This is a genomic window from Stenotrophomonas sp. G106K1, assembly GCF_037969685.1.
Taxonomy (GTDB): Bacteria; Pseudomonadota; Gammaproteobacteria; order Xanthomonadales; family Xanthomonadaceae; genus Stenotrophomonas; species Stenotrophomonas lactitubi.
In genome coordinates this window covers 244,365-255,008 of sequence record NZ_JBBPFR010000004.1, presented here as the reverse complement: position 1 = coordinate 255,008, position 10,644 = coordinate 244,365, and the positions used below count along the sequence as shown (strand labels likewise).

Here is a 10,644-nt window from a genome sequence, read left to right as displayed (position 1 = left end):
TGGCAACTATCCGGCCTTCGGCAGCATTCCCGACCGCGTGGCGCGTTGCGGGCCCCTGGGTGGCCTGTACAGCGTGGCGATGCAGATGCCTGATGGCCCGGCCTGGGTGGTGCCGGTGGATACGCCCCGGTTGACCCCCGCGCTGCTGCAGCAACTGCGTGCGGGACATCGCAGCGCTTGCACGATCTTTGAGGGGCATCCGCTTCCGATGCTGTTTAATGTAGGCAATGAAAGCCGCACGATCCTCGAAACCATGATCCACGATCCCCTCGGCCCGCGTTCCCTGCAGGCCCTGCAACACCGGCTGGATGCGCAGACCCTGCGCCTGGCCCACGCCGATGAAGGCGCCCTGGTCAACTGCAACACCCCCGCCCAATGGGAGGACGTTGCCTCATGAAGGTGCAGTTGCAGGAACAGACAATGCGCTTGCGCCTGGACGAGGCCGAGCTGGCCACGCTGCTGGCCGGTGAAACGGTGGAGAACCTGACCCGGTTCGGTGGCAGTGGCGGCTGGGGTACGGCTGTCTCGCTGCATGGCGGCGACACCGCTGTGCTGCTCGACAGTGGCACCGATTGCCGGCTGGTGCTGCCACGGCCGGCGGTGGAGGATCTTGCTGGACGCCTGCCGTGTCGCGATGGCCTGGCGTTCGCGCTGTACCTGGATGACGGCACCACGCTGCAGCTGCAGTTCGATGTGGATGTGCGCGACAGCGTGCGTCAGCGCGGCCCGGGTCGGCGCGGGGCCTCGCCCGCGGCGTGATACACGCAGCGCCCGGGCGGCGGCGGGCCGTGCCGTATGATGGACGCTTCCGTTCGAGCGTTGTTGTGATGTCTTCGATGCCGCCCCCGCAGCTGCGCCCCGGCCGGGCAACGCCCAATCCCGCTGCCGCCGATGACGGCGATGCACTGCATTTCTGCAGTACCTGTGCGTTCTCGGATGCGTGTACGTCGCAGGGCTACGACAAGGCCGCCCTGGGCGAGCTGCATGTGCTGGTTGACCATGTCGGCCCGTTCCATGCCGGCGACTACCTTTTCCGTGCGGGCGAGCCGTTCGATTCGATCGCGGCGGTGCGCGCGGGCATGGTCAAGACCTTCGTCGACGACAGCCAGGGCAACGAGCAGGTGCTGGGCTTCGCGTTGCCGGGCGAGGTGATCGGGCTCAACGCCATTCACGGTTCGCGGTTTCCGTGCAACGCGGTCGCGCTGGACACGGTGTACCTGTGCCGCATTTCCTTCCCCAAGCTGAGCCTGCTGGCCACCCGCATGCCGGGTCTGCAGGCCAAGTTGTTCAGCCTGCTCAGCGCGGAGATCGGCAAGGTCGCCACCCTGGCGGCCAATCATCGTACCGACGAGCGCATGGCCGCCTTTCTGCTGGACATGTCCGAGCGCTATGCACGGCGCGGGTTCTCCGCGACCCGCTTCAACCTGACGATGGCCCGCACCGAAATCGCCAACTACCTGCGGATGGCGCCGGAGACGGTCAGCCGCGTGCTGCGTCGGCTGAGTGATGAGGGTGTCATTGCAGTCAATCAACGTGAGATGCTGCTGCTGCAACCCGAGCGGCTGGCGGCGCTGGCCGTGGCCAGGGATTCCGAACCGGACTGAACACGGCCAAGGAGCCGATATGAAGACGCTGGGCGTGTTGTTGCTGGGGATGCTGGCTGCACTGCCAGCGTGGTCAGCCGAGCTGACCGTGTCGGCGGCATCCAGCCTGACCGAGAGCTTCCGCGAGCTGGGCGCCGCCTATGAGAAGGCGAACCCGGGCAGCAAGGTCGACTTCAACTTTGCTGCCTCCGGCGTGCTGCTGCAGCAGATCGCACGGGGCGCGCCGGTGGATGTGTTCGCCTCGGCTGATGAAACAACGATGGACCAGGCGGCGCAGCAGAAGCTGCTGGCAGCGGGTACGCGTGCGATCTTCGCGGTGAACGCGCTGTGGGTGGTGGTACCGCCGCAGGCGAAGGCGCCGCCGCGCGCACTGGCCGATCTGGCGGGTGCCGGCGTGCCGCGCATTGCACTGGGCAACCCGGACAGCGTGCCGGTGGGTCGCTATGCAAAGGGTGCGCTGCAGGCTGCAAAGCTGTGGCCGGCAGTGCAGGGCAAGGTGATCAGTACGCAGAACGTGCGGCAGTCGCTGGATTACGTGGCGCGGGGCGAGGTGGATGCGGGCTTTGTCTACGCCACCGACGCGCAGGCGATGCCGGATCGCGTGCGGCGCGCGTTCGAGGTTCCGGTTGCCGGACGCATCGCCTATCCGCTGGCGGTGGTACAGGCCAGCACGCAGCCGCTGGAAGCCAGGCGCTTCGCAGCGTTCGTGCGTTCGCCGCAGGGCCAGGTGATCCTGCAGAAGCACGGGTTCGGCAAGCCCTGACGGATGGACCTGGACTGGAGCGCACTGGGGTTGTCGTTGAAGGTGGCCGGCTGGGCCACGGCGATCAATCTTGTTGCCGGCGTGGCACTTGGCGCGCTGCTGGCGCGACGGCGCTTTCCCGGCCGGGAACTGTTGGATTCGATACTGACCCTGCCGATGGTGCTGCCGCCGACGGTGCTGGGCTATTACCTGCTGGTGCTGATCGGGCGCAATGGCCCGATCGGTGCCTGGTTGCAGTCGTGGTTCGGCATCAACCTGGTGTTTACCTGGCAGGCGGCGGTGATTGCCGCAGCGGTGGCGTCGTTTCCGCTGGTGTTCAAACCGGCACGCGCTGCATTCGAAGACGTAGATGGCCAGTTGGAGCAGGCCGCACGCACGCTGGGCGTGTCCGAAGCGGCGGTGTTCTTCCGGATCACCCTGCCGCTGGCCTGGCGCGGGATTCTGGCTGGGCTGTTGCTGGCATTCGCACGGGCGATGGGTGAGTTCGGCGCCACGCTGATGGTGGCCGGCAGCATTCCCGGCCGCACGCAGACGCTGTCGATCGCCATCTACGAGGCAGTGCAGGCGGGGCAGGATGGCAAAGCGAATGCGCTGGTGATCCTGACGTCGGTGGTATGCGTCGTGATCCTGCTGCTGGCCGCACGGCTGGTGGGCGGGCGCCGCCGGGAGCTGCGCGATGTGGCTTGACCTGCAGGTAAAGCGGCGCCTGCAGGCGGCCGGCCAGGATTTCGTGTTGGACGTATCGCTGCAGTGCACGCAGCGGCAGGTGGTGCTGTTCGGGCCCTCGGGCGCCGGCAAGAGCCTGACGCTGAAAGCGGTGGCCGGCCTGTTGCGCCCGGAGCGTGGACATGTGCGCCTGCACGGGCAGACGCTGTTCGATGCGGGAGCGAGGGTTGATCTGCCGCCGCAGGGTCGTCGCCTGGGGTATGTGTTCCAGGACTACGCGCTGTTCCCGCACCTGAGCGTGCGCCAGAACGTGGCGTTCGGGTTGCAGCGGGGGTGGTTGAATCCACCACGCGATACCCGTATCGAAGCAGTGGAGCAGTGGCTGCAGGCATTCCGCATCGAGCACGTGGCGGATCTGCTGCCGTCGCAGGTATCCGGCGGCCAGCGCCAGCGTACGGCGTTGGCGCGTGCACTGGTGACCCGGCCGCAGGCGCTGCTGCTGGACGAACCGTTCGCAGCGCTCGACCACGACCTGCGCCAGCACCTGCGCCAGGAGCTGGAAACCGTGCTGGATGAAACCGGTATTCCGCTGCTGCTGATCAGCCACGATCCGCAGGATGTGGCGGTGTTCGGCCAGCAGGTGGCGCGCGTGGTGGACGGGCGCATCGTCGGCGATTGACCCGTGGTGGGAGTGCCGGCCGCTGGCCGGCAGCTTCGCAGCGCGCAGAGCAGCCGGCCAGCGGCCGGCTCTACCCGCGGGGGAGGCTCCCCTCAATACAGCTCGCAGTGGGTGCGGCCTTCACCGCGCAGGGCATCCCAATGACCCTCACCGCCAATGGCGTCAATGGCATCGCGCACCGCGCCCTCCAGGTGGCTCCTGTTGCCACACAGGTAGATGTGGCCGCCACGGGCCAGCACATCCTGCACCTGCGCGGCCTGCTGCTGCAGCACATGCTGCACGTAGACCTTCTGCGCCGCATCGCGCGAGAACGCGGTGTGCAGGCCAGCCAGTACGCCACTCGCCTGCCAGTCCTGCAGCTGCTCGCGGTACAGGAAGTCGTGCTCGCAATGCTTCTCGCCGAACACCAGATGGACCTCCCGTGCGTCGCCGGTGGCCTGCAGTTCCTGCATCAGGCCCATCAGAGGGGCGATGCCGGTACCAGTGCCGACCAGCAGCAGGGGCGCGTTGCCGCGGTCGGGCAGGTGGAAGCCCGGATTGGAGCGGCAGTACACGCGGGCTGTGTCGCCGCCGTGCAGCAGGCTGCCGGTGGCGGTGCCGCAGCGTTCGCGGCCACGCAGGCTGTAGCGCACCTCGCGCACGCACAGGCTCAGCTGGTCATCGTGCGGATGCGAGGCGATGGAATAGGCACGGGGCAGGCGTGGTGACAGGAGTTCACGCAGGCGGGCCAGTGGCACGCTGTCCGGCGTGGCGTGGTCCTGCAGCACGTCCAGCAGGTCCAGGCCATGCAGGTAGGCGTCCAGCTCGCGCTTCTGGCTGACCTTCAGCAGGCCCTTCAGTACGTCGCTGCCGCCCAGCTTTGCCAGCTCGCGCAGCACGCCCTTGCTGAGCAGGCGAAGTTCGCGGTCGCGCAGGGCGTCGATGGCGCTGGAATCACCCAACCAGGTGGCCAGTGCCTGCAGCAATGCCGGATCGTTTTCCGGAACCAGATGCAGGGTGTCGCCGGCCCGGTAGACCATGCCGCTGCCGGCGATGTCCAGTTGCAGGTGCCATGCGGCAGGGTCACTGCGGCTCAGGCGTCGCCGTTCGACGATGCGGGCGTTGAAGGCATTGTCTTCGCCGTAGGCCGCCACCTGCAGGCGCAGATCCTGGCCCGCGGTCGCGTCACCCTCCAGCACCTGGCCCAGCACCGGCCGCCACTGTTGGAAGAACTGCTCGTAGCCGAGGTCAGCGTCGACACGGTGCAGCAGTGGTTGCGCCTGACGCTCGCTCAGCGCTGCATCCAGCGCCTTGGTGAAACCGCAGAAGCTGGGGTAGCCGGTATCCCCCAGGACGAACACCGCGTAGCGCAGTCCCGGCAGAGCGGGCGCCTGCCGCAGCGACTCGAAGAAGCGCTCGCCATTGGCCGGCGGTTCGCCGTCGCCGAACGAGCTGGAGATGGCCAGCAGCACATCGCCGTGGCCGAGGCTGGCCACATCGATGTCATTGAACGGCAGGACCTGCGGCCCATGCGGCTGCAGGTCCGGGTCCGCGCCCAGGCGCTGGGCCAGGGCGCGGGCGTTGCCCGACTCGGAGGCGAAACCCACCAGCAGCCGGCTGATGGGCGTGCGTGTGGGAATGGCGTTCACGCAGCCTCGTAGAAGTCGTCGAACTTTTCCTTGCTGAACTCGACCAGGTCGTAGTTCTGCATCAGGTCGTTCACCACGCGGCGGATGCTGATGTACGAGGTGATGTTGCCCTCGGCATCGAACAGCGGCTGCACGGTGGTGTCGACCACGTAGAGCACGCCGCCCTTGCCCAGGTTCGGCACGATGCCGGTCCAGGTCTTGCCGGCCTTGATGGTGTCCCACATGTCCTTGTAGACGGCCTTGGGCACGTCCGGATGGCGGACGATGCTGTGCGGCTGGCCGATCAGTTCCTCGCGCGCGAACCCGGTGAGCGTGCAGAACAGGTCGTTGGCATAGGTGATGTTGCCCTGCAGGTCGGTGGTGGAGATCACCATCACGTTCTGCATGGCGTTGAGCAGCTGGGCGTTGTCGGGGGTGTAGCTCATCGCAGGTCCTTTGGATGCCGGTGACGCCGGCGTGTTGGGTTCCTGCATAGAGATACGCGCCCGTGGCGAGGGGCGGATTGATATAGGTCAAGCGTGCGCCGGGAGGGGCCTGCGACCGGCTGTCGCAGGAGCAGCTACCGATGGCCTGTAAAGCCGAACATGGGCTCGGCATTACAGGAGATCCTGCTCACCCCATCACATACCGCAGCACACCCGCCGATACCACGCCGATCAGCACCGTCGGCAGCATCGACAGCCGCGTGGCAGCCAGCAGCGTGAATGCCAGCGCGGCCAGATCGGCCGGCTTGTCGGCCACGAAGTCGGGGGCGATCACCGAGATCAGCACGCAGCCCGGCGCGGCTTCCATCACCGTCACCGCGCGCTTGCTCAACGTGCGGTTGCGCAGCGCGAGAAAACCGATGATGCGGGTGAGATAGGTGGCGGCGGCCATCAGGATGATGGTCAGCACCGAGGTCCAATGGATCAGGCCGTTGAAGATCATGCCGCGTCCTCCGCCAGCAGCCAGGCGGCGGCGAGGCCGGCCAGCGCGCCGCTGGCCACGTACCAGGCGCCGGGCACCAGCAGGTAGGTGCCCGCTGCCACCACCAGGCTGACCAGCCATGGCCGGGCGGCGCGCATGCCTTGCCACATGCCACGCAGCAGCACCAGGAACACGGCGGGGAAGGCCATGTCGAAGCCGTAGGCGTGGATGTCACCGAGCAGCGGACCGACGATCGCGCCCAGCGCGGTGCACAGCACCCACACGGTGTACAGGCCGGCCGACACGCCGAGGTAATAGGCCAGGCTGAAGCCCAGTGCGCGACGGCGCGCATCGGCCACGCCCAGGGCCCAGCTTTCATCGCACATGAAGAACAGCGCCGGCAGCACGCGACGGCGCGGCAGATGCTGCAGCAACGGTGCCAGGCTGGCGCCCATCAACAGGTGGCGGCTGTTGACCAGCGCGGTGATCGCCACGATCAGCGCGATGTGCGGCGGCGAGGTCCACAGTTCGACCGCGGCGAATTCAGACCCGCCAGCGAAGTTGAGGCCGGTCATCAGCGGCACTTCCAGCGCCGACAGGCCCTTCTGGGCGGCCTGGGCGCCGAGCACCAGGGCAAAGGGAATGAAGCCGATCATCACCGGTACGGCGGCGCGCAGGCCGCGCAGGAACTCGGCGCGCGGCGCGGTGTCGCAGGCGGGATCAGGCAGGGGCAGGGTGGTTCGGGCGTCCATGGATCAACAACGAGTGGGGATGACCCATGCTAACGGTCCGATCGCGAAATCGGGTTGCGTTGATGCCATTTTTTCGGCGGAATGTGCAATATCATGCGGTGATCCGGTCAAGGAGTGGAATTGCATGCAGTACCAGCTCGACAATCTGGATCGTCGCATCCTGGACGCCCTGCAGCGCGACGGTCGCCTGCAGAACCTGGAGCTGTCCCGCCAGGTGGGGCTCTCGCCGTCGGCCTGCCTGCGCCGGGTTCGCCTGCTGGAAGAGGGCGGTTACATCGATCGCTACGTGGCCCTGCTGAATGCGGCCAGGATCGGACGGGGCTTCACCGTGTTCGTCCGAGTCTGGCTGCGCGGCCAGGACGAAGACACCACCAATCACTTCATCAACAGCATCAAGTCCTTCCCGGAAGTGCTTGAATGCCATCTGATGGCTGGCGACTGCGACTTTCTGCTGCGGGTGGCGGTGGCCGACCTCGATGCGTACCGGCAGTTCCAGATCCAGCACCTGAACCGGATCGCCGGTGTGCAGAACACGAAGACCGAAATCCCGATGCAGCGGATCAAGCAGACCACTGAACTGCCGGTCTGAGCCGGCCCGGCGCGTCCCCTGCGCGCCGCCGTCATCGCAATGACACGTGACGCCGCTACGGTGTGACCCGCTTGCCGGCCGTGTGCAGGTCGACCCACCTGGTCGCATCGCGCTCCGCCGCTGCAGCTGATGTCGCTGCCGAGGGTCATGTGTTCTACGTCAGGGGGCTGAATGGACAGCATGCAATCAGACGCTGGAGGGTGGCCGCCGCCGCCGGGTTGCTGTTCGCCTTCGCTGCTGCCGCACAGGACGACATCCGTTCCTATGACATTCCCGCGCAACCGCTGGAACAGGCGGTCGAGCGCTTCAGTGTCGTCAGCGGGTGGTCGGTGATGTATCCCGGCGATCTCGGTACCGGCCGCAGCAGCCATCCGCTGCAGGCCAGCCTGCCGCCCCTGCAGGCGCTGCAGGTGGTGCTGCAGGACACGGGTGTCGAGGCCGAGCTGATCGGTGCACAACGCGTGGTGCTGCGCCGCGGTGCACACGCGGCCAACGAATCCGCCCTGACCGGTGTGGCCGCCGACCTGGGGCAGCGTCGACGCTTCGGCGACCTGCAGCAACGGCTGCGCGCCGCCTTCTGTGGCGACCCTGACCTTGCGCCGGGTGCCTATGCGGCGACGCTGCGCTTCCGCATTGCCAACGATGGCCAGGTGCAGGTACCGGAACTGCTTGCCGGCAGCGGCAGCGCACGCCGCGATGCGCGCCTTCTGCAGGCGATGCAGGCCCTGCGGCTGGGCGCCGATGCTGCCGCGCTGCCGCAGCCGGTGACCCTGCAGATCCGTCCTTCCAGCGCGGGCCACGACTGTGGCCGGCGCGCGCCCCAACCATGACGTCAAGGAATCGAGCATGAGCAACAGCACGGCTGGGGCGGTAGACCTGATGGACCATCTGCTGGGCGCCTACGATGAACTGAAGCGCCGGCTGGTGCGCAAGCTGGGCTCGGAAGAGCTGGCCGGCGACGCGCTGCAGGACACCTGGATGCGCCTGAGCACGCGTCGACACCGCCTGGACCCGGTGCAGAACCCCGCGGCGTATCTGCTGCGCATGGCGATGAACACCGTGATCGACCGCCAGCGCGCCGACCATCGCCTGCTGAGCCTGGAAGAAGTGGATACGCTGATGGACATGGCCGATCCCGGCCCGGGGCCGGCACAGGCGGCCGAGCAGGAAATGGCGCTGGAAGACATGGTCGGCCTGCTGCAGCGGATGCCCGAGCGCCGCCGCCGGATACTACTGGCGATCCGCGTGGACGGCCTGCAGCAGCGTGATGTGGCCGAGCATCTGGGGGTGTCACTGCGGCTGGTGCAGCGTGAGCTGAAAGCCGCACAGGACTACTTGGCCGAACGCAGCGGGCAGGGGCGGCAGGTGCGGTTCTGAGGCACGGCATCCGTCTACACTTTGACGCCGAGCAGAACCCCGCAGCGTGCGGGGACGGCAAGAGCCCTCATGGACGCTGACGATCAATCGCACCGCCCGCTCGACGCCGTGGAGCGTCAGGCCCACGCGTGGGTGGTGCGGTTGACCTCGGGCGAGGCCACGGCGGCCGATGGCAGGAAATTCCGCCAATGGTGCGAGGCCGATCCCGGCCACCGGCAGGCCTTTGCCCGCGCGAAGCGGCAATGGGAACAGGTACGCCTGGCCGGTGAGCGACTGCCTGCCGCCGCACGCCAGCCGCAAGCGACAACCCCGGCGCGACGTTGGAGCCGACGTGCATTCCTGGGTGCGGCCGTGGCGGCACCAGCGAGCCTGGCCGTGGTGGCCGCGCTGCACCCGCCGCTGGGCCTGTGGCCTTCGGTGACGGCGATGACCGCCGACTTCCATACCGGTACCGGCGAGCGGCTGCAGATTGCGCCGACGACGCACCTGAAGATCGAACTGGATACGCAGAGCAGCCTGCGCCGGCGCAGTGACGCCCAGGGCGAGGGCTTCGAGCTGGTGCAGGGCCAGGCGTCGATCGAGGCCGCGGCGGGGGCGCGTCTGGCGCTGTTCGCCGGGCCGGGTTGCCTGCTGGCCGACCATGGCGCAGCACGCCTGGATGTGCGCAACACCGACGGCCAGGTGCGCGTGACCTGCCTGCGCGGCAGCGTTCGCATCGAGCATCCGCAGGGGCGCCTGCAGCTGCAGGCCGGCCAGCAGACGGTGTATGACGAGCGTCTCAGCGGCGTGGTGGCCGAAGCCGTGGCGGCCGAAGTCAGCGCGTGGACCGAAGGCATGCTGGTGTTCCGCCGGGCGCCGCTGCGTGAGGTGGTGGCCGAGATCAACCGCTACCGGCGCGGCAAGGTGCTGCTGGGCGAATCGGCACTGGCGCGCGCCCCGGTCAGCGGCCGCTTCCGCATCGATGATCCGGATGCGGCGCTGGAGCAGCTCGGGCAGACGATGTCGCTCGGCCTGCGTCGCTTTCCCGGTGGAATTGCCGTCTTGGGGTAAGACCCTGGCTGCGCGCGACGCGCACGGCCGCTGCATGCATGGAGAGGCCAAGGATGCGCAACGAGACCATCGGTGTGTTGGATCTGCGCCGTAATCTGTCGGCGCTGCTGGAAACCACCCAGCGGCGGCCGCTGATGGTGCACCGCTACGGCGCGCCGTGGGTATGCGTGGTGTCCGACCCGCAGTGGCGACAGCAGGCGGTGCTGCTGGAATTCGAGCCGCAGGACCATCCGTTGGCGATGCTGTTGCGGTTGCAGCGGCAGGCACTGCCGCTGTCCGAATCGGGGGCGCTGCCTGCAGCCGCACTGGCGCGCGCGCTGTTGTTGATGGCGATGCATGGCATCGAGGGTCTTGCGGCACTTCACGACCACGTGCGCTACCACCGCTTGTGGCACTGGTTCGTGGCCGCCACCGATGCGCAGATGGAGGGATGGCAGCTGCCGCTGCTGCAGGCGTCGATGGCGGTACTGTTGGATGACCCGGATGCGATGCACGCACTGGCCGCATTCGCACAGCGCAGCGACGTTGCCGTTCTGGCCCGACGCTGCGGCGGAGATGCTCCGCGCCTGGACCTGGAAGCCTGCAGGCGGATGACGTTGCGGTGACATTCCCGCGATGCTGCCACGCACT

At 67.8% G+C, this 10,644-nt stretch carries 15 protein-coding genes; 11 read left to right on the top strand and 4 right to left on the bottom strand.

The window, feature by feature from the left end; genetic code table 11:
• The 6 genes from WKB25_RS06450 to WKB25_RS06425 all read left to right on the top strand — a co-directional run.
• A partial coding sequence (locus WKB25_RS06450; protein WP_340569476.1) for an NTP transferase domain-containing protein occupies positions 1-397 on the top strand: 397 nt, incomplete at its 5' end.
• Positions 394-759 (top strand): hypothetical protein, encoded by a 366-nt coding sequence (locus WKB25_RS06445; protein WP_340569474.1) that lies wholly within the window; start codon positions 394-396, stop codon positions 757-759. The genes WKB25_RS06450 and WKB25_RS06445, both read left to right, overlap by 4 nt.
• 68 nt (positions 760-827) lie before the next feature.
• The gene (locus tag WKB25_RS06440; protein WP_100465591.1) at positions 828-1,604 is read left to right on the top strand and encodes a helix-turn-helix domain-containing protein; all 777 of its coding nucleotides are present in this window, start codon (positions 828-830) and stop codon (positions 1,602-1,604) included.
• Between the two features lie 19 nt (positions 1,605-1,623).
• Positions 1,624-2,367 (top strand): molybdate ABC transporter substrate-binding protein, encoded by a 744-nt coding sequence (gene modA / locus WKB25_RS06435; RefSeq protein ID WP_340569470.1) that lies wholly within the window; start codon positions 1,624-1,626, stop codon positions 2,365-2,367.
• Positions 2,368-2,370: 3 nt separating this feature from the next.
• Positions 2,371-3,054, top strand: a complete 684-nt coding sequence (modB, locus tag WKB25_RS06430; protein ID WP_340569469.1) for a molybdate ABC transporter permease subunit — start codon at positions 2,371-2,373, stop codon at positions 3,052-3,054.
• Positions 3,044-3,712 (top strand): ATP-binding cassette domain-containing protein, encoded by a 669-nt coding sequence (locus tag WKB25_RS06425; protein ID WP_340569467.1) that lies wholly within the window; start codon positions 3,044-3,046, stop codon positions 3,710-3,712. The genes modB and WKB25_RS06425 overlap by 11 nt, the downstream gene beginning before the upstream one ends.
• Before the next feature lie 92 nt (positions 3,713-3,804).
• Here the strand turns inward: WKB25_RS06425 and WKB25_RS06420 are convergent, their stop codons facing one another.
• The 4 genes from WKB25_RS06420 to WKB25_RS06405 form a co-directional block, all read right to left on the bottom strand.
• A complete protein-coding gene (locus WKB25_RS06420) occupies positions 3,805-5,340 on the bottom strand; it encodes a sulfite reductase flavoprotein subunit alpha (RefSeq protein ID WP_340569465.1) in 1,536 nt (511 codons plus the stop codon).
• On the bottom strand, positions 5,337-5,765 hold the full coding sequence (locus tag WKB25_RS06415; protein WP_032128130.1) for a PAS sensor domain-containing protein: 429 nt from the start codon (positions 5,763-5,765) through the stop codon (positions 5,337-5,339). The genes WKB25_RS06420 and WKB25_RS06415 overlap by 4 nt, the downstream gene beginning before the upstream one ends.
• 187 nt (positions 5,766-5,952) lie before the next feature.
• The gene (locus tag WKB25_RS06410; protein WP_340569464.1) at positions 5,953-6,267 is read right to left on the bottom strand and encodes an AzlD family protein; all 315 of its coding nucleotides are present in this window, start codon (positions 6,265-6,267) and stop codon (positions 5,953-5,955) included.
• Positions 6,264-6,998: an AzlC family ABC transporter permease gene (locus tag WKB25_RS06405; RefSeq protein WP_100552679.1), complete on the bottom strand. Its 735-nt coding sequence runs from the start codon at positions 6,996-6,998 to the stop codon at positions 6,264-6,266. Before WKB25_RS06405 ends, WKB25_RS06410 begins: the two co-directional genes overlap by 4 nt.
• A gap of 124 nt (positions 6,999-7,122) precedes the next feature.
• On the opposite strand from WKB25_RS06405, the gene WKB25_RS06400 reads away from it, so the two are divergent.
• The 5 genes from WKB25_RS06400 (at position 7,123) to WKB25_RS06380 (ending at position 10,619) form a co-directional block, all read left to right on the top strand.
• A complete protein-coding gene (locus WKB25_RS06400) occupies positions 7,123-7,587 on the top strand; it encodes an Lrp/AsnC family transcriptional regulator (RefSeq protein ID WP_025874361.1) in 465 nt (154 codons plus the stop codon).
• A gap of 149 nt (positions 7,588-7,736) precedes the next feature.
• Positions 7,737-8,417 carry an STN domain-containing protein gene (locus WKB25_RS06395; protein WP_340569499.1) on the top strand — a complete coding sequence of 227 codons (681 nt, stop codon included), beginning with the start codon at positions 7,737-7,739 and terminating at the stop codon, positions 8,415-8,417.
• 16 nt (positions 8,418-8,433) lie between these two features.
• Positions 8,434-8,964, top strand: coding sequence for a sigma-70 family RNA polymerase sigma factor (locus WKB25_RS06390; protein WP_089237960.1), 531 nt, complete (start codon positions 8,434-8,436; stop codon positions 8,962-8,964).
• Between the two features lie 69 nt (positions 8,965-9,033).
• On the top strand, positions 9,034-10,014 hold the full coding sequence (locus WKB25_RS06385) for a DUF4880 domain-containing protein (protein WP_340569458.1): 981 nt from the start codon (positions 9,034-9,036) through the stop codon (positions 10,012-10,014).
• Positions 10,015-10,067: 53 nt separating this feature from the next.
• The gene (locus tag WKB25_RS06380; protein WP_340569456.1) at positions 10,068-10,619 is read left to right on the top strand and encodes a hypothetical protein; all 552 of its coding nucleotides are present in this window, start codon (positions 10,068-10,070) and stop codon (positions 10,617-10,619) included.
• Positions 10,620-10,644 lie beyond the last annotated feature (25 nt).

Coding starts and splice junctions, on each gene's coding strand:
- WKB25_RS06445 (WP_340569474.1), top strand. CDS start 394: ATGAAGGTGCAGTTGCAGGAACAGACAATGCGCTTGCGCCTGGACGAG.
- WKB25_RS06440 (WP_100465591.1), top strand. CDS start 828: ATGTCTTCGATGCCGCCCCCGCAGCTGCGCCCCGGCCGGGCAACGCCC.
- modA (WP_340569470.1), top strand. CDS start 1,624: ATGAAGACGCTGGGCGTGTTGTTGCTGGGGATGCTGGCTGCACTGCCA.
- modB (WP_340569469.1), top strand. CDS start 2,371: ATGGACCTGGACTGGAGCGCACTGGGGTTGTCGTTGAAGGTGGCCGGC.
- WKB25_RS06425 (WP_340569467.1), top strand. CDS start 3,044: ATGTGGCTTGACCTGCAGGTAAAGCGGCGCCTGCAGGCGGCCGGCCAG.
- WKB25_RS06415 (WP_032128130.1), bottom strand. CDS start 5,765: ATGAGCTACACCCCCGACAACGCCCAGCTGCTCAACGCCATGCAGAAC.
- WKB25_RS06410 (WP_340569464.1), bottom strand. CDS start 6,267: ATGATCTTCAACGGCCTGATCCATTGGACCTCGGTGCTGACCATCATC.
- WKB25_RS06405 (WP_100552679.1), bottom strand. CDS start 6,998: ATGGACGCCCGAACCACCCTGCCCCTGCCTGATCCCGCCTGCGACACC.
- WKB25_RS06400 (WP_025874361.1), top strand. CDS start 7,123: ATGCAGTACCAGCTCGACAATCTGGATCGTCGCATCCTGGACGCCCTG.
- WKB25_RS06390 (WP_089237960.1), top strand. CDS start 8,434: ATGAGCAACAGCACGGCTGGGGCGGTAGACCTGATGGACCATCTGCTG.
- WKB25_RS06385 (WP_340569458.1), top strand. CDS start 9,034: ATGGACGCTGACGATCAATCGCACCGCCCGCTCGACGCCGTGGAGCGT.
- WKB25_RS06380 (WP_340569456.1), top strand. CDS start 10,068: ATGCGCAACGAGACCATCGGTGTGTTGGATCTGCGCCGTAATCTGTCG.